This window comes from Paraburkholderia tropica (genome assembly GCF_014171495.1).
Taxonomy (GTDB): domain Bacteria; phylum Pseudomonadota; class Gammaproteobacteria; order Burkholderiales; family Burkholderiaceae; genus Paraburkholderia; species Paraburkholderia tropica.
On record NZ_CP049135.1, the window covers coordinates 1,272,996 to 1,289,240 of the forward strand.

A 16,245-nucleotide genomic window follows, 5' to 3' on the forward strand; every position below is an offset into this window, starting at 1 on the left:
ACAAAAAAGCCAACCACAAACCGAACGACAAGCCACGGAGAATCCGCATCATGAGCCAGTCAGCAGCCAGCAGCGGCAGCGACGCAAGCGCGCGGCGCAGCGCCAGCGAGCTCTATAACGACGACCTCGCGCCCACGGGCGCCGCGCAGCGCACCTGGCGCTGGTATCACTTCGCGGCGCTGTGGGTGGGCATGGTGATGAACATCGCCTCGTACATGCTCGCGGCCGGGCTCACCGAGCAGGGCATGTCGCCGTGGCAGGCGGTCGTCACCGTGCTGCTCGGCAACGTGATCGTGCTGGTGCCGATGCTGCTGATCGGCCACGCGGGCGCAAAATACGGCATCCCCTACGCCGTGCTCGTGCGCTCCTCGTTCGGCACCCAGGGCGCGAAACTGCCCGCGATGCTGCGCGCGATCGTGGCGTGCGGCTGGTACGGCATCCAGTCGTGGCTCGGCGGCAGCGCCATCTACACGCTCGCGAACATCCTCTTTCACAACGCGCTGGTCGGCGACGCGCTGCCCTTTCTCGGCATCTCCATCGGCCAGGGTGCGTGCTTCCTGATCTTCTGGGCGCTACAGCTTTACTTCATCCTGCACGGCACTGAATCGATCCGCTGGCTCGAAAGCTGGTCCGCGCCCATCAAGGTCGTGATGTGCGTGGCGCTCGTCTGGTGGGCCTGCTCGAAGGCGGGCGGCGTGGGCTCGATGCTCTCGCAGCCCTCGCAATTCGCGCCGGGCGGCAAGAAGGCGGGCCTCTTCTGGATCACGTTCTGGCCGAGCCTCACGGCGATGGTGGGCTTCTGGGCCACGCTCGCGCTGAACATTCCGGACTTCACGCGCTTCGCGAAAACGCAGAAGGATCAGCTCGTCGGCCAGGCGATCGGTCTGCCGATTCCGATGGCGCTGCTCTCCGTGGTCTCGGTCGTGGTGACGTCGGCGACCGTCGTCATCTACGGCAAGGCGATCTGGGACCCGATCGACCTCACGAGCCGCATGGAAGGCATCGGCGTGGGCATCGCGCTCGTCATCCTCACGCTCGACACCATGTGCTGCAATCTCGCCGCGAATCTCGTCGGTCCCGCCTACGATTTTTCGAGCCTCTGGCCCAAGGGCATTTCGTACAAGGCGGGCGGCCTGATCACGGCCACGCTCGCCATCGTGATGATGCCGTGGAAGATTCTCGCCACCACGCAGGGCTATATCTTCACCTGGCTCGTCGGCTATTCGGCGTTGCTTGGGCCCGTCGCGGGCATTCTGATGGTCGACTACTTCCTGATTCGCGGCACGCGTCTCGACCCCGATCAGCTCTTCGAGGAAAACGGCGAATACGCCTACACCAACGGCTGGAATCTCGCCGCCGTGATCGCGCTGCTCGCGGGCGTGCTGCCGAATCTGCCGGGCTTTCTGAACATTGCGTTCCCGAGCGCGTTCCCCTCGGTGCCGGACGCGTTCAAGGCGCTCTATACGTATGCGTGGTTCGTGGGTCTCGCCATCGCGGCACTGGTCTACGGCGTGCTGATGAAGCTCGGCAAGAGCCGGAGGCCGAGTATTGCGAGCGCATAAAACCCCTGTATTTACAGGCTCAAACCGAAGGAGACATAGCATCATGGCGATCCTGATTCGAGGCGGCACCGTCGTCGACGCGGACAAGACCTGGCGCGCGGACGTGCTCTGCGAAAACGGCACGATCCAGGCGATCGGCGAAAACCTCGACGCGCCCGCGGGCGCCACCGTCGTGGATGCGGGCGGCCAGTACGTGATGCCCGGCGGCATCGATCCGCACACGCACATGGAGCTGCCGTTCATGGGCACCAAGGCGCACGACGACTTCTACACCGGCACGGCGGCAGGACTCGCGGGCGGCACCACGTCGATCATCGACTTCGTGATTCCGAACCCGAAGCAGCCGCTCATGGAAGCGTTCCGCGAGTGGCGCGGCTGGGCCGAAAAGGCCGCCGCCGACTACGGCTTTCACGTGGCCGTGACGTGGTGGGACGAGAGCGTGCACCGCGACATGGGCCTGCTCGTCAACGATCACGGCGTGTCGAGTTTCAAGCACTTCATGGCGTACAAGAACGCCATCATGGCCGACGACGAGATCCTCGTGAACAGCTTCGCGCGCTCGCTCGAACTGGGCGCCCTGCCGACCGTGCACGCGGAAAACGGCGAGCTGGTGTTCCAGCTTCAGCGCCAGTTGCTCGCGCGCGGCTTCACAGGACCGGAGGCGCATCCGCTCTCGCGTCCGCCCGAGGTCGAAGGCGAAGCCGCGAACCGCGCGATCCGCATCGCGCAGGTGCTCGGCGTGCCGGTGTACATCGTGCACGTCTCGGCGAAAGAGGCGCTCGACGCCATCACGCGTGCGCGCGCCGAAGGTCAGCGCGTGTTCGGCGAAGTGCTCGCGGGCCATCTGGTGATCGACGAGGCCGTGTATCGCGATCCCGACTGGACCCGCGCCGCCGCGCACGTGATGAGCCCGCCGTTTCGCAGCAAGGAGCATCGCGACGCGCTCTGGCGCGGTCTGCAAGGCGGCGTGCTGCAGACCACGGCCACCGACCACTGCGTCTTCTGCGCCTCGCAGAAAGCGATGGGCCGCGACGATTTCACCCGCATTCCCAACGGTTGCGGCGGCGTGGAAGACCGCATGGCGATACTCTGGGATCAGGGCGTGAACACGGGCCGCCTCACGCCAAACGAATTCGTGCGCGTCACGTCGACGAACGCCGCGCAGATCTTCAATCTCTATCCGCGCAAGGGCGCGGTGGCCGTGGGCGCCGACGCCGATCTCGTGGTCTGGGACCCGGAAGCCACGCGCACGATCTCGGTGAAGACGCATCATCAGAACGTCGATTTCAACGTGTTCGAAGGCATGACGGTGCGCGGCGTGCCCACGCACACGCTGTCGCAAGGCGAACTGGTGTGGGCGAACGGCGATTTGCGCGCGAAGCGCGGCGCGGGGCGTTATCTGAAGCGGCCGGCGAATCCGGGCTATTTACAGGCGTCGCGGCTCGCGAAGCAGTTGAAGGAAACCGAGCCCGTGCATCGCGAAGGCGACAAGGTGAAGTGAGCGTACCGTGTCGATGAAGATGGCGAAGCGCGTGTGCTTCGCCATCTTCATCGAAGAAATCGAACTCAAATTCAGATTCAAGCCGCCAGCTTGCCGACCGATCCATTCGCGGGCGGCAAAGCCACGCCCGCGCGCGCGTAGCGGATCGCGTCCATCAGCGCTTCGTGCTCGCCCACGTGGTTCGCGAGCAGCAGAATCAGTTGCGCATTGACCGACTGGCTCTGCGCTTCGTCCAGATCGCGATGCATGTCGATCAGCGCTTCGTAGAAGTCGTCGGGACGCGCGAGATTGGGTTGCGTGTTCAGCATCGTTGTCTCCATCTTTGATAGTGTGAGGCGCGCGGTCGGATCAGGTCATGCCGTGCCCGCCACGCACAACGCCCGCTTGAGCGCGCGCTCGACGCGCGGCGCGTCGGCCTGACGCCAGCGTGCGCACACGTGCTGGTCCGGGCGGATCAGATAGCACGCGCCGTCGCGCGCGTCGTAACGCTGCGCCGCGTGGCCGTTCGTATCGCGCAGCACCGCGGTGCCCGAAGGCAGTCCGGCGGGCGCCGCGCCTTCGCCTTCGAGCACCGCCACGAAATGTATCGGCACCGGGCCGCCCGCGAGCGCGTCCAGCGCCGCGCGCGTGCCGCTCGCGAGCGCGGCGCCCGCGCGGCAGAACACAAGCGCCGTGAAGCGGTTGCCGAGTTGCGCGAGCAGCCATTGCTCGCGGCCTTGCGCGTCGGCGAGCGGCGCGTCGGCGCACGAAGCGCCCGGCACCATCTGCCCCGCGAATACGTCTTCGTCGGCGGTATTGAGCGCGGATTCGTGCAGCACCGCGGGCACCGAAAGCCGTCCGCTGTTCACCAGTTGGCGCGCGAACGCATGCTCGCGCGCCAGGGTGAGCACGGCGTCGCGGAACACGCGGCTCACCGCGCTCTTTGGCGTGATGAAATCGGTCGAACGCGTGGAATTGCGCAGGTTTTCGTCGGCGGCGAATTCGCGCTCGCTCGCGTAGGTGTCGAGCAGCGCGTCGGGCGCGCGCCCTTCCAGCACCATCGCCAGTTTCCAGGCGAGGTTCTCGCCGTCCTGGAAGCCGCTGTTCGCGCCGCGCGCGCCGAACGGCGAAACGAGGTGCGCCGAGTCGCCCGCGAACAGCACGTTGCCGTGCCGGAAACTGTCCATGCGCAGACACGAAAACGTGTAGATGCTGACCCACTCCAGTTCGAATTTCACGTCCGGGCCGAGCAGCGCGCGCACGCGCGGAATCACGCGTTCGGGCGTTTTTTCGAGCACCGGATCGGCGTCCCAGCCCAGTTGAAAGTCGATGCGCCAGACGTTGTCGGGCTGGCGATGCAGCAGCACCGACTGGTTCGGATGGAACGGCGGATCGAACCAGAACCAGCGCTCGGTGGGGAAGTCGGCTTCCATCTTCACGTCGGCGATCAGGAAGCGATCCTTGAAGGTGCGGCCGTGGCTGTCGAGGCCCATGAGCTTGCGCACGGGACTGCGCGAGCCGTCGGCGGCCACCACGTAGCGCGCGCGCAGTGCATACGGGCCGTCGGGCGTCTCGATCTCCAGCGTGACGTGCGGCTCGGCTGCATTGTCATCGTTACGCTGGGCGATGCCCGTGACCTTGCTCTTCCAGCGAATCTCCAGATTCGGCAACGCCTGCGCGCGTTCGAGCAAAAAGCCTTCCACGTAATACTGCTGCAGATTCACGAAAGCCGGACGATGATGGCCGCTCTCCGGCAGCAGGTTGAACGTATAAACGAGTTCGTCCTTGCGGAACACCTTGCCCACGTTCCAGCCCACGCCCTTCTCGACCATGCGCTCGCCGCAGCCGAGCCGGTCGAAGATATCGAGCGAGCGCTTCGAAAAGCAGATCGCGCGCGAACCCGTGGACAGCGTGCAGTCGTCGTCGACGAGCACCACGGGCAGGTTCTGCTGCGCGAGGTCGATGGCCGTCGCGAGTCCGACCGGACCCGCGCCCACCACGACGACCGGATGCACGCATGCATCCGCATGCTCGCCCTGCTCGTTCTGCTCGCGACAACGCGTGTAGTCGAAAGTCAGCGTCTGATAATCGATCATTGTTTTGTCTCCACCATGCCTTTAGCGGCATTCAGCGCGCGCGTGCCTGCATGCATGCACCCGGCGACGCGCGCGCCCTGCTCATCGCCCGCTCAATCCTGCAACGCGTCCCACATTTCCTTGTCGCGCTGCGCGGTCCAGATGCGCGGATGCGTGATGCCGCTCGCTTCGTCGTACGCGCGCGAGACGTCGAACGGCAGGCAGTGTTCGTAGATGAAGACGTGGCCGAACTTCGGGTCCATCGCCTCGCGCGTGAGCGCCATCGACTGCTTGAGATCGAGCTGGCGTTCGACCGCCTTGCGGCCCTGCGCGAGCAGCGTGGAAACGAAATCCTTCGTGTAATCGAGGCCCTTGTTCACGTCGGCGGGATTGAGCAGCGCGGGGCCGCGGCCCGGCACGAGCTTTTGCGCGCCCAGCGCGCGCAGCGCTTCGAGCGTGGCGGGCCAGTCGGCGAGTTGCGCATCGCCGCAATAACAGGCCGCGTCGTATTCCACGAGATCGCCGGAGAACAGCACCTTTTGCTGCGGCAGCCAGACCACGGTGTCGCCCTTCGTGTGGCCCGAACCCAGATGCGCGATCTTCACTTCGAGCTTGCCGAGGAACAGCGTGATTTCCTTCTCGAACACGAGCGTGGGCCACGTGAGGCCCGGCACGGTTTCGACGCCCGCGAACAGACGCGGAAAGCGCTCGATCTCCGACTTCATGTCCTGTTCGCCGCGCTCGACGATCATCTCGTACGTGCCGCGGCTCGCGATGATCTGCTGCGCGCCTTCCTTGAAATACGCCGACGCGCCCAGCACGCGCACCGCGTGATAGTGCGAGAGCACGACATATTTGATGGGCTTGTCGGTGACGCTGCGGATCTTCGCGATGAGGTCCTGCGCCATGGCGGGCGTGGCCGTGGTATCGACGATCAGCACGCCGTCGTCGCCGATGATCACGCCCGAATTCGGGTCGCCTTCGGTGGTGTAGGCGTATGCGTTTTCAGAGAGCTGCGTGAACGTGACCTGCTTCTCTTCGAGGTCGGCCTGGGATGCGAACGCCTTTGCCATCGTGAGTCTCCGTTTGTAGGGGCGGGGGGTGTCGCCCTGTCTCGTTTGATTGATCCGCTGTTCTGCCGGGGTGAGGCCATGATCGTCCAGCGATTTTTATTTGTCAATAGCGAATACTATCGCTATTTGCTAATTTCTGGATCGCGCCGACAGTCGCGCTTTGCGCCGCTTCGCCCGCGCAGGCGATCGGCGGGAAATCGCGCGCGCTTCGGTTAACATGGACCCTTTTTCAGCCCGGGACAACGCGTGAAGACCCCTCGCAACGCCGACACGGAAGGCGCGAAAACGCAGCGCGGCATTCAGAGCGTGGAAGTGGGCGCGCGCCTGCTGCGCATGCTCGCCGACGCGCGCGTGCCGCTCGCGCCCAGCGATCTCGCGGCCGGCGCGGACATTCCGTCGAGCCAGGCGCACGCCTATCTGGTGAGCCTCACGCGCCTCGGCCTGATCAAGCGCGACGCGCTCTCGGGCCGCTACGAAGCCGGTCCGCTCGCGCTGCGCCTCGGCCTGCTGCATCTCGCGCAGCAGCCCGCGCTGCGTGAAGCCGTGCGGCACGCGGCGGCGCTCGCGCAGGCGCACAACTGCAGCGTGGCGATCTGCATCGCCGGACCTCAGGGACCGACCATCGTGCGCTACGAGCATGCGAGCCTGCCGCTGCACGTGAATCTGCACGTGGGCACGGTGATGTCGCTGCCGGCCACGTCCACGGGCCGCGTGTTCTGCGCGTATCTCGACGACGCCGCATTGCACGCGATGTGGGCCAACCAGACGTCGCAGCCGGTCTGGCGCGGCACCTCGAATGCGCCCGACGCCGCGCCGCGCGAGGACGCGGCCTTCGCCGCCGCGCTCGACACGATCCGCGCGCGCGGCTTCGAACTGGGCATCGACGCCCCGAGCCCCGGCGTGAGCAGCGTCTGCGTGCCGGTGCTCGACGCCGCGGGCACGCTGCGTCTCACGCTCACGGCGATCGGCGCGAGCGGCGCGCTCGACGTGCGGCCCGACGGCGCACTCGTGCGCGCGCTGCGCGAGGCCGGCGGCGCCATTGCGCGCGCCGCGTTTTCATCGACATCGAATTGACCATGCCGAAGTCCGACCCTACGCCGCCCGTCCAGACCGACACCGCCGACAAACCGCAACGCGGCATCCAGGCGCTCGACGCCACCGGCGAGCTGCTGGCCGCGCTCGTCGCGGCGGGCGAACCGCTCGCGCTGCGCGACCTCGCGGCGGCGGCGGGCATGCCGAGCGCGAAGGCCTTTCCGCACCTCGTGAGCCTGCTGAAAACCGGTCTGCTCGAACGCGACGAAGCGGGCCGCTACGGCGCGGGGCCGCTGAGCCTCGAACTGGGCCTGCTGGGTCTCGCGCGCCTTTCGCCGGTGCGCGAAGCCGACGCCGAACTCGTCGGCCTCGCCGCCGCGACCGGCATGAGCGTCGCGCTCGCGGTGCAAGGCCCGCTCGGCCCGACCGTCGTGCGGCTCGAAGAATCCACGCGGCCGTTGCACGTGAGCCTGCGGCCCGGCACCGTCATGTCGATCGTCAACACGGCGATCGGCCGCGTGTTCGCCGCCTGGTTCGACGACGACGTGCGCGCCGCGCTGCTCGCGCAGGACGGCCTGCGCCTCGCGGGCGCGACGCCGTCCGCGAACACGGCCAATGCGGCGAACGCGAACGCCGCCTACGTCGAACGCCTCGCCGCGATCCGCGCGCAAGGGCTCGACACCGCGCTCGACAAGCCGATTCCCGGCATCAGCACCGTGGCCGCGCCGGTCTTCGATCACACCGGCAGCGTCTGCCTCGTACTCGCGCTGATGGGGCCGTCGGGCCACCTCGATACCGGCCGCGACGGCGCCTGCGCGTCCCTGCTGATGGCGGCTGCCGAGCGCCTCTCGCGGCGCTTCGGCTACGTGGCGGGCGCGGCGGCCGCGCCGCTATAATCGGCTTCCATCAGACGATTCACGCGCAACGCCTGGCGCCGCCACGCGCCCCGATCCGGTGTGTCGACGCGCCAATCCGCGCAAATCCGTGCCGATACGCGTCGACAGATATCGGCAGGCACGGCGGCCCCATCACAAGGACAGCCCCATGAGCACCGCCTCCACCGGTTCCGCCACCGCGCTGCGCCAGGTCGCCGACCTGCCCTGCCCGCGCGGCCTGCCGCTGATCGGCAACCTGCTGCAACTCGAACCCACGCGGCTGCACCAGATCCTCGAACGCTGGGCCGAAGAACTCGGCACGCCGTATCGCTTTCAGGTCAGCAGCATCCCCATCACGATCTGGACCGACACCGAACTGATCCAGTCGATCATGCGCGAGCGCCCGCACCGCTATCGCCGCTATTCGCCGATCGAAAGCGTGTTCGACGAAATGGGCGCGAACGGGCTCTTTTCCTCCGAAGGCGTGCAGTGGGAATCGCATCGGCGGCTCGTGATGCAGGCGCTTTCGATCCCCAACATCAAGGCGTTCTATCCGACGCTCGCGGAGATCACGCAGCGTCTGCGCACGCGCTGGCTGCGCGCGGCCGAGCGCGGCGAGACCGTCGAGATGACCGACGACCTCAAGCGCTACACGGTGGACGTGACGAGCGCGCTCGCGTTCGGCGAAGACCCGCGCACGCTCGATCAGGATCACGGCGTGATTCAGGAGCATCTCGAACGCATCCTGCCCGCCGTGATGGGCCGCATCAACGCGCTGTTTCCATACTGGCGCGTGTTCAAGCTGCCCGCCGACCGCAAGCTCGATCACTCGCTCGCGGAAGTACACCGCTACATCGACTCGATGATGGCGCGCGCTCGCACGCGCATGCGCGACGAGCCGTCCGAACTGCCGCGCAACCTGCTCGAAGCGATGCTCGTGCAGCAACAACACGACGGCGAGCCGATTTCCGATGCGCAGATTCGCGCCAACGTGCTCACGCTGCTGCTCGCGGGCGAGGACACGACCGCCGATTCGATCGCGTGGACGCTGCCCTATCTGGCCGCCGACGCCGCGTTGCAGACGCATCTGGGCGAGGAAGCGCATCGCGTACTCGGCGACGCGCCCGTGTGCCCCGACTACGCCACGCTCAAGGACCTCGACATCTTCGAAGCGATCGCCATCGAAGCGACGCGTCTGCGGCCGGTCGCCGCCGTGCATTCGTTCGAACCGCTCGAAGACGTGGTGGTCGACAACGTCGCGCTGCCCAAAGGCACGCGCATGTTCTTCGTCGCGCGGCCCGCGATGATCGACGAGAAAAATTTCGTCGATCCGCAGCGCTACGATCCGTGGCGCTGGATGCGCAAGGGCGAGCACGACGCGCCGCGCGAAGGCGCGCATGGCGCACATGACGTGCGTGCGTATCTGCAATTCGGCGCGGGTCCGCGCGTGTGCCCCGGACGCCATCTCGCGACGGTGGAAATGCGCCTCGCGCTCTCGATGCTGATGAACGAATTCGAAATCGAGCTGGCCATCGATCCAGAGCAGATCAAAGAGGTGTCGGCGTTCACGATGGTGCCGGACACGATGCCGGTGAAGCTGCGCAAGCGCGTGCGCTAGCACTTCAGCGCGCGTTACGCCTTCACTTCGCCCGCGCTGTCCGAGTCGCTGCGCGCCTGCGCGTCGCGCATCTTGGCGAGCGTCGTCGGTCCGAGCCCGAGCGAGACGCCCAGCGCGAGCGCGTCGATCACCGTGAGATGCGCGATGCGCGGCACGCCCGGCGCGTGCGGCTCGTCGGCGGCCGGCACGCGCAGCAGCAGCGGAATGTCGACCACCCACGCGAGCCGCGAACCCGCGTTCGTCAGCGCGATGGTGGTCGCGCCGCGCTCCTTGGCGATCTGAATGCTCTCGTTCACTTCCACGCTGCGGCCCGACTGCGAGATCGCGAAAGCGACGTCGCCGGGTTCGAGCAAACCGGCATAAAGGCGCTGCAAATGCGCGTCGGTGAACGCGCTCGCGGCCACGTCCAGACGCAGGAAACGCAGCGCCGCGTCGTTCGCGACCAGCCCCGAACCCGCGCCCACGCCGAAGAAATACACCCGCCGCGCGCTGCCGAGCGCCGCCACCGCCGCCTCGAACACGGCCGGATCGAGCGAGGCGCGCGCGTGCATCACGCCCTGCACCACGGCGTCGGCGACCTTGTCGAGCAACGAGCCGATTGGCGCGGGCTCGCCGTTCGCCGCGTCGTCGGCGGCGGAAAACGGCACGCCGCCCGCCGCGCTCTGCGCGAGCCGCATCTTGAAGTCGCGCAGCCCGTGCGCGCCCACCGCGCGGCAAAAACGCGTGACCGAAGGCTCGGAGACGTCCGCGCGCAACGCGAGTTCGGTGATGCTCGCGCGCATCGCGAAGTCGATGTCGGCGAGCACCATCTCCGCGACCTTGCGTTCGGCGGGCCGCAGCGACTCCGCCACGTTGCGGATGTGATGGATCAGGTTGGAGACCGGCAAGCTATGTTCCGTGGGTTGAACCGTGGAAGATGCGAGACGCCCGACGCCCGGGTTCAATGCTTCAATCGAGACGCTTGCCGCTTTCGGTGTCGAACAGATGCAGATGCGCGAGAGGCAGACCGAGCGTCATGCGCTGGCCCGGTTCGATGCCGGGACGCGCGCGGGTCGTGACGCACCATGACTGGCCGCCTATTTTCCCGTACAAGTGCGTTTCCGCGCCAGTCGGCTCGATCACCTCGACGCTGAACGGCACCTCGCCCGCGTTGGCCTCCACATGCTCGGGGCGAATCCCCAGCGTCACGCGCGCGCCCGCCTGCGCGCGGCCTTCGGGCAGCGCGATGCGCACGCCGTCGTCGAGCACGAGCGCCGTGCCGCGCGCGTCGTTCATCACGCTGCCCGCCACGAAGTTCATCGACGGCGAACCGAGAAAGCTCGCCACGAACAGATTGCCGGGCTTGTCGTAAAGATCGAGCGGGCGGCCGATCTGCTCGATACGCCCCGAGTTCATCACGACGATGCGGTCGGCCATCGTCATCGCTTCGATCTGGTCGTGCGTGACGTAGACGACCGTGTTGCGCAGCCGCTGATGCAGCGCCTTGATTTCGGTGCGCATCTGCACGCGCAGCTTGGCGTCGAGATTCGAGAGCGGTTCGTCGAACAGGAACAGCGACGGCTCGCGCACCACGGCGCGGCCCATCGCCACGCGCTGGCGCTGACCGCCCGACAACGCGCGCGGCAGGCGGTCGAGATAGTTCGAGAGATTGAGCATCTTCGCGGCGGCTTCGATGCGCGGCTTGAAGCCGTCCTCGCGTTCCTTGCGGATGCGCGGGCCGAACGCGATGTTGTCGTACACCGAAAGATGCGGATAGAGCGCGTAGCTCTGGAACACCATCGAGATGTTGCGCTGCTGCGGCGGCAGCGCGTTCGCGCGCGTGCCGCCGATCGTGAGGTCGCCGCCCGAAATATCTTCGAGACCCGCGATCATGCGCATCAAGGTGGTCTTGCCGCAGCCCGACGGTCCGACCAGCACGACGAACTCGCCGTCCTCGATGTCGAGGTCGACGCCGTGCACGACCTGCGTGTCGCCGTAGCGCTTGTAGATGCCGTTCAGTTGTACCGCTGCCATGCTGTCCTCGTGTGCTGTCGTGTGCTGTTATCGCTGCTTGCGTGTGTTTTCCTGCTTGTTTTAGCGGCTTTTCTGCGGCTCAGAACGGATCGAGCGTCAGCTCGTTCGCCATCAGCCGGTTGCCCGCCATGAGGCCCGCATCCACCGGCAAGGCCACGCCGGTAATCACGCGCGCTTGCGGCGACGCCAGAAAATGCACGGCGTCGGCGATATCGGCGGGTTCGGCCACATCGCCGAGCGGATACCACTTGCTCAGTTGTTCGAAGATGGCCGGATGCTGCTCCACGCGCGCGCGCCACGCGGGCGTCTTCACGGTGCCCGGACACACGATGTTGGCGCGGATGCCGTGCGGCCCCAACTCCATCGCGAGCGCCTTCGTGTAGCTCACGAGGCCCGCCTTCGCGGCGCTGTACGCGGGATGCCCGAGCGCGCTCAGTCCGTTCACGGAGCCGATCAGCACCAGCACGCCGCGCTTGCGTTCGATCATCGCGGTGCGCACGGTTTCGATCGTGTTGTAGGTGCCGTTGAGATTGAGGTCGACGTCGCGCCGCCAGCTCGCCGCATCGGTATGCGCGAGCGTCGTGCCGAGCGCGCCGCCCGCATTGGCGACCGCCACGTCGACCGGACCGCGCGCCGCCACGCCGCGCGCCACGGCGTCGGCCATCGCGAGCGGATCGCTCACGTCGGCGGCCAGCGCCTCCAGCCGTTGCGCGCCGAATTCGTCGGCGAGTTGCTGCACGCCCGCCGCGTCGCGGTCGAGCGCGAGCACGGTGTCGCCGTCGTCGAGAAATCGCTTGCACAGCGCACGGCCGATGCCGCCGCTCGCGCCCGTCACCAGCACTACCCGGCTCATGTTCGAACTCTCCGCGTATCGACTGAAAAAGCCCGCCGGCGTGCGCGCCAGCGGGCCTGTAAATTTCCAACAGACGCACGTTAAATATCGTTTGGCATGCGATCCGTTGCGGGTTTACACGCAGGCGTCCCACATAGTGCACTGCATGATTTCCCCCATGTTTTACGGCATGTTAGGCAAATTCAGGAGCAGAAAACAATATCGCGTTTCCCAGGTGACAACGTTTTTTTCATCCTGTAGGATTTTTTCAAACAAGGCAACTGGCACAAAAAACAGGCAGCAAAAAAACGCGCCCATCCAGGCGGCGGCAGTCGGTGCAATAAAACAGGAAGACCACATAGGAGAGTCAGAATGTCGTTTCAGCAACGTGCAACCCTCACGCTCGGCAAGCTGGCCGCCGCGCTCGCGTTCGCCGGCATCGCCGTCGCGGCGCACGCCGACACGGTGCGCGTGACCGTCGCGCACTACAGCGACGCCACCGCGCCGTACTTCGAGAAAATGGCCAAGCAGTTCGAGGCCGCCAATCCCGGCACGACCATCAAGATCGAAGACGTGAACTGGGACTCGCTGCAACAGAAACTTCAGACCGACATTTCCGGCGGCGCCAACGCCGACCTCGCGATCATCGGCACGCGCTGGCTACTCGACTTCGTGAAGGACGACATCGCCGAGCCGCTCGATCCGTACATGGACGCGAACTTCAAGGGCCGCTTCATCGGTCCGTTCCTCGCGCCGGGCGAGATCAACGGCAAGATCTACGGCCTGCCGATCGCGGCCTCGGCGCGCGCGCTCTACTACAACAAGGACATGCTCGCGTCGGTCGGCTATCCGAACGGCCCGAAGACCTGGAACGACGTAATCGACGCCTCGAAGAAGCTCAAGGCGAAGGGCATCGCGGGCTTCGGTCTGCAAGGCAAGGAAATCGAAACCGACGTGTACTTCTACTACGCGCTGTGGACGCACGGCGGCGACGTGGTGGGCAAGGACAACAAGGCCGCGTTCAATTCGGCCGCCGGCGTGAAGGCCGCCACGCTCTACAAGACCATGATCGACGAAGGTCTGACCGAGCCGGGCGTTACGGGATACAGCCGCGAAGACGTGCAGAACCTCTTCAAGCAGGGCCGCGTGGCGATGATGATCTCCGCGCCGTTCCTCGCCAAGCAGCTGAAGAAGGAAGCGCCGAACATCAAGTACGGCATCGACCCGATTCCGGTCGCGACCGCGCCGGCCACCTACGCGGTCACCGACTCGATCATGATGTTCAAGAACTCGAAGGTGAAGAAGAGCGCCTGGAAGTTCCTCGACTTCCTGTTCACGAAGCAGCCGCGCGTGGAGTTCACGAGCACCGAAGGCTTCCTGCCGACGACCAAGGCCGAAGCAAGCGACCCGGCGTTCCAGGATCCGGACACGAAGGCCTTCGTCGCGTTGCTGCCGCACGCGAAGTTCGCGCCCACCGTGACGGGCTGGGAAGACACCGCCAAGGCCGTGACCAACGCGATGCAGTCGATCTATCTCGGCAAGGCCAAGCCCGCCGACGCGCTGAACCAGGCCGCGACCGAAGCGAACAAGTCGCTCGGCAAGTAAGCGGGCGTTACGTCAGCAGGCGGCACGCCGCGGCGTGCGCTTGCGGCACGAACCGGCCCGAACCGGCACGAACCGGCCCGAACCGGCGCGACGCGTAGCCCGCAGCACCGCTACGCGTCGCGCCGCTTGCGTCATCCTGCTTCACGCTGTTTCATCGACCGACCGGACGCCTCACGACATGACCACGGGTCCCCTGAAGCCGACACCGCCAGCCGCTCCGGCGGACGGCGCTGCCCCCGACCCCACACGCGCACGCCAAAGCCCCAGCATGAACCGCGCCGCCCGCAACGTTTCCGCGCCCCGCGCGCCCTGGCTGCTGATCGTGCCGAGCCTCGCGCTCGCGCTGTTCATCATCAGCTATCCGATCTTCAATATCGTCTGGCAGTCGCTGCACGACGTGTCGCGCTTCGGCCAGATCCGCGACTTCAGCGGCTTGCAGAACTTCCTCAACGTGTTCGGCGACCCCGTGTTCCTGACCGCGCTGAAAAACACCATCATCTGGACCTTCTGCGTCGTGGTGGGCACGGTGGCGATCTCCGTGCCGGTCGCGCTCGTGCTGAATCAGGACTTCTACGGGCGCGGCATCGCGCGCACGATCGTCATGCTGCCGTGGTCGGTGTCGCTCACCATGACCGCCGTGGTGTGGCGCTGGGCCTTCAACGACGACTACGGCATGGTCAACGTCACGCTGCAAAAGCTCGGCCTGATCGCCGGGCCGATTCACTGGCTCGCCACGCCCGAGTACGCGTTTCCGGTGGAAATCGCCGTCGGCATTCTGGTGTCGATTCCGTTCACCACCACGATCTTTCTCGGCGGCTTGTCCTCGGTGCCGGGCGACATCTACGAAGCCGCGCGCATCGACGGCGCGAGCGCCTGGCAGCAGTTCCGCCTGCTCACGCTGCCGCTGCTCAAGCCCTTCATCAACATGGCGATCCTGCTCAACGTGATCTACGTGTTCAATTCGTTTCCGATCATCTGGGTGATGACGCAAGGCGGTCCCGACGACAGCACGCACATCCTCGTCACCTATCTCTACGAACTCGGCTTCCGGCTCGGGCGTCCGGGCGAAGCGGCGGCGGTGTCGCTCATCATGCTCGTGATCCTGTTCGCGTTTTCGGTGGCGTATCTGCGCGTGCAGGCCAAACGCGGCGGCGCGCAAGGAGACCTCGCATGAACCGCAAGCTCAAACGCTCGCTCTGGTGCTGGCTCGCGCTTTCGCCGCTGGTGGTCGCCGTGCTGTTCCCGTTCGCGGTGATGTTCTTTACGTCGTTCAAGCCCGCCAACGAAGTGTTCGTCTACCCGGCGCGCTGGCTGCCGCAGCATTGGCGCTGGGAAAATTACGTCGATATGTGGCAGGCCGCGAACTTCGGCGTCGCGCTGCGCAACAGCATCGTGATCTCGTTCCTCTCCACGGCGCTCGCGCTCGCGGTGAGCCTGCCCGCCGCCTACGCGCTCGCGCGCTTTCCGTTTCGCGGACGCGGCGCGTATCGCCAGTTCCTGCTGGTCACGCAGATGCTCTCGCCGATCCTGCTGGTGGTGGGCCTGTTCCGCCTCGCCGCAATGATTCCGTACGGCGACGGCAATCTCGTCGATTCGAAGCTCGGCGTGATCGTCTCGTATGCGGCGTTCAATATCGCCTTCGCGGTGTGGATGCTGTCGTCGTATTTCCAGACCGTGCCGCGCGATCTCGAAGAATCGGCGTGGCTCGAAGGATCGAGCCGCACGGGCGCGGTGTTCCGCGTGTTCCTGCCGCTCGCGATTCCGGCGGTGGTGGTCACGGCGATCTTCACGTTCATCAGCGCGTGGAACGAGTTCGCCGTGGTCTACACGCTGATCCGCTCGCCCGAGAACAAGACGCTGACCGTGCAGGTCACCGACATGGTCGCGGGCAAGTACACGGTCGAATGGGAACTGGTGATGGCCGCCACGCTCGCGGCGACGCTACCGGTGTCGGTGGTGTTCGCGTGGCTTCAGCGTTATATGGTGAAGGGGCTCGCGCTCGGCGCGGTCAAATAGGCTGGCAGGGCGTCGTTCGCCGCGCTCGCTCAACAAAACACCATGGGCCGATCTCGCGATCGGC

General features: G+C 66.2%; 14 protein-coding genes. 8 read left to right on the forward strand and 6 right to left on the reverse strand.

Annotated elements, in window-relative coordinates; all coding sequences use genetic code 11:
• Positions 1-50: 50 nt before the first annotated feature.
• Both G5S35_RS20490 and hydA read left to right on the forward strand, forming a co-directional pair.
• Positions 51-1,562 (forward strand): NCS1 family nucleobase:cation symporter-1, encoded by a 1,512-nt coding sequence (locus tag G5S35_RS20490; RefSeq protein WP_183038918.1) that lies wholly within the window; start codon positions 51-53, stop codon positions 1,560-1,562.
• Between the two features lie 43 nt (positions 1,563-1,605).
• The gene (gene hydA / locus G5S35_RS20495; protein WP_065057574.1) at positions 1,606-3,063 is read left to right on the forward strand and encodes a dihydropyrimidinase; all 1,458 of its coding nucleotides are present in this window, start codon (positions 1,606-1,608) and stop codon (positions 3,061-3,063) included.
• A gap of 77 nt (positions 3,064-3,140) precedes the next feature.
• On the opposite strand, the gene G5S35_RS20500 is transcribed toward hydA, so the two are convergent.
• The 3 genes from G5S35_RS20500 to G5S35_RS20510 all read right to left on the reverse strand — a co-directional run bounded on the left by G5S35_RS20500 (position 3,141) and on the right by G5S35_RS20510 (position 6,190).
• The gene (locus tag G5S35_RS20500; protein ID WP_124260616.1) at positions 3,141-3,371 is read right to left on the reverse strand and encodes a DUF2783 domain-containing protein; all 231 of its coding nucleotides are present in this window, start codon (positions 3,369-3,371) and stop codon (positions 3,141-3,143) included.
• A gap of 45 nt (positions 3,372-3,416) precedes the next feature.
• Positions 3,417-5,138, reverse strand: coding sequence for an FAD-dependent oxidoreductase (locus G5S35_RS20505; protein WP_183038919.1), 1,722 nt, complete (start codon positions 5,136-5,138; stop codon positions 3,417-3,419).
• A 92-nt stretch (positions 5,139-5,230) separates the two neighbouring features.
• Positions 5,231-6,190 (reverse strand): MBL fold metallo-hydrolase, encoded by a 960-nt coding sequence (locus G5S35_RS20510; RefSeq protein ID WP_065057571.1) that lies wholly within the window; start codon positions 6,188-6,190, stop codon positions 5,231-5,233.
• A 246-nt stretch (positions 6,191-6,436) separates the two neighbouring features.
• Here G5S35_RS20510 and G5S35_RS20515 point away from each other — a divergent pair, with 246 nt between their 5' ends.
• The 3 genes from G5S35_RS20515 to G5S35_RS20525 all read left to right on the forward strand — a co-directional run bounded on the left by G5S35_RS20515 (position 6,437) and on the right by G5S35_RS20525 (position 9,715).
• Positions 6,437-7,264 carry an IclR family transcriptional regulator gene (locus G5S35_RS20515; protein WP_237181386.1) on the forward strand — a complete coding sequence of 276 codons (828 nt, stop codon included), beginning with the start codon at positions 6,437-6,439 and terminating at the stop codon, positions 7,262-7,264.
• A 2-nt stretch (positions 7,265-7,266) separates the two neighbouring features.
• Positions 7,267-8,118, forward strand: a complete 852-nt coding sequence (locus tag G5S35_RS20520; protein ID WP_176079676.1) for an IclR family transcriptional regulator — start codon at positions 7,267-7,269, stop codon at positions 8,116-8,118.
• Positions 8,119-8,266: 148 nt separating this feature from the next.
• A complete protein-coding gene (locus G5S35_RS20525) occupies positions 8,267-9,715 on the forward strand; it encodes a cytochrome P450 (protein ID WP_183038920.1) in 1,449 nt (482 codons plus the stop codon).
• A gap of 14 nt (positions 9,716-9,729) precedes the next feature.
• Here the strand turns inward: G5S35_RS20525 and G5S35_RS20530 are convergent, their stop codons facing one another.
• The 3 genes from G5S35_RS20530 to G5S35_RS20540 all read right to left on the reverse strand — a co-directional run bounded on the left by G5S35_RS20530 (position 9,730) and on the right by G5S35_RS20540 (position 12,581).
• Positions 9,730-10,602, reverse strand: a complete 873-nt coding sequence (locus tag G5S35_RS20530; protein ID WP_183038921.1) for a MurR/RpiR family transcriptional regulator — start codon at positions 10,600-10,602, stop codon at positions 9,730-9,732.
• Positions 10,603-10,663: 61 nt separating this feature from the next.
• Positions 10,664-11,728 carry an ABC transporter ATP-binding protein gene (locus G5S35_RS20535; protein WP_065057566.1) on the reverse strand — a complete coding sequence of 355 codons (1,065 nt, stop codon included), beginning with the start codon at positions 11,726-11,728 and terminating at the stop codon, positions 10,664-10,666.
• A gap of 79 nt (positions 11,729-11,807) precedes the next feature.
• Positions 11,808-12,581 carry an SDR family oxidoreductase gene (locus tag G5S35_RS20540; protein ID WP_065057565.1) on the reverse strand — a complete coding sequence of 258 codons (774 nt, stop codon included), beginning with the start codon at positions 12,579-12,581 and terminating at the stop codon, positions 11,808-11,810.
• 351 nt (positions 12,582-12,932) lie between these two features.
• Here G5S35_RS20540 and G5S35_RS20545 point away from each other — a divergent pair, with 351 nt between their 5' ends.
• The 3 genes from G5S35_RS20545 (at position 12,933) to G5S35_RS20555 (ending at position 16,181) form a co-directional block, all read left to right on the forward strand.
• Positions 12,933-14,165, forward strand: coding sequence for an ABC transporter substrate-binding protein (locus G5S35_RS20545; RefSeq protein ID WP_065057564.1), 1,233 nt, complete (start codon positions 12,933-12,935; stop codon positions 14,163-14,165).
• Positions 14,166-14,433: 268 nt separating this feature from the next.
• Positions 14,434-15,339, forward strand: coding sequence for a carbohydrate ABC transporter permease (locus G5S35_RS20550; protein WP_183038922.1), 906 nt, complete (start codon positions 14,434-14,436; stop codon positions 15,337-15,339).
• Positions 15,336-16,181, forward strand: a complete 846-nt coding sequence (locus tag G5S35_RS20555; protein ID WP_065057562.1) for a carbohydrate ABC transporter permease — start codon at positions 15,336-15,338, stop codon at positions 16,179-16,181. Before G5S35_RS20550 ends, G5S35_RS20555 begins: the two co-directional genes overlap by 4 nt.
• Positions 16,182-16,245: the final 64 nt, after the last annotated feature.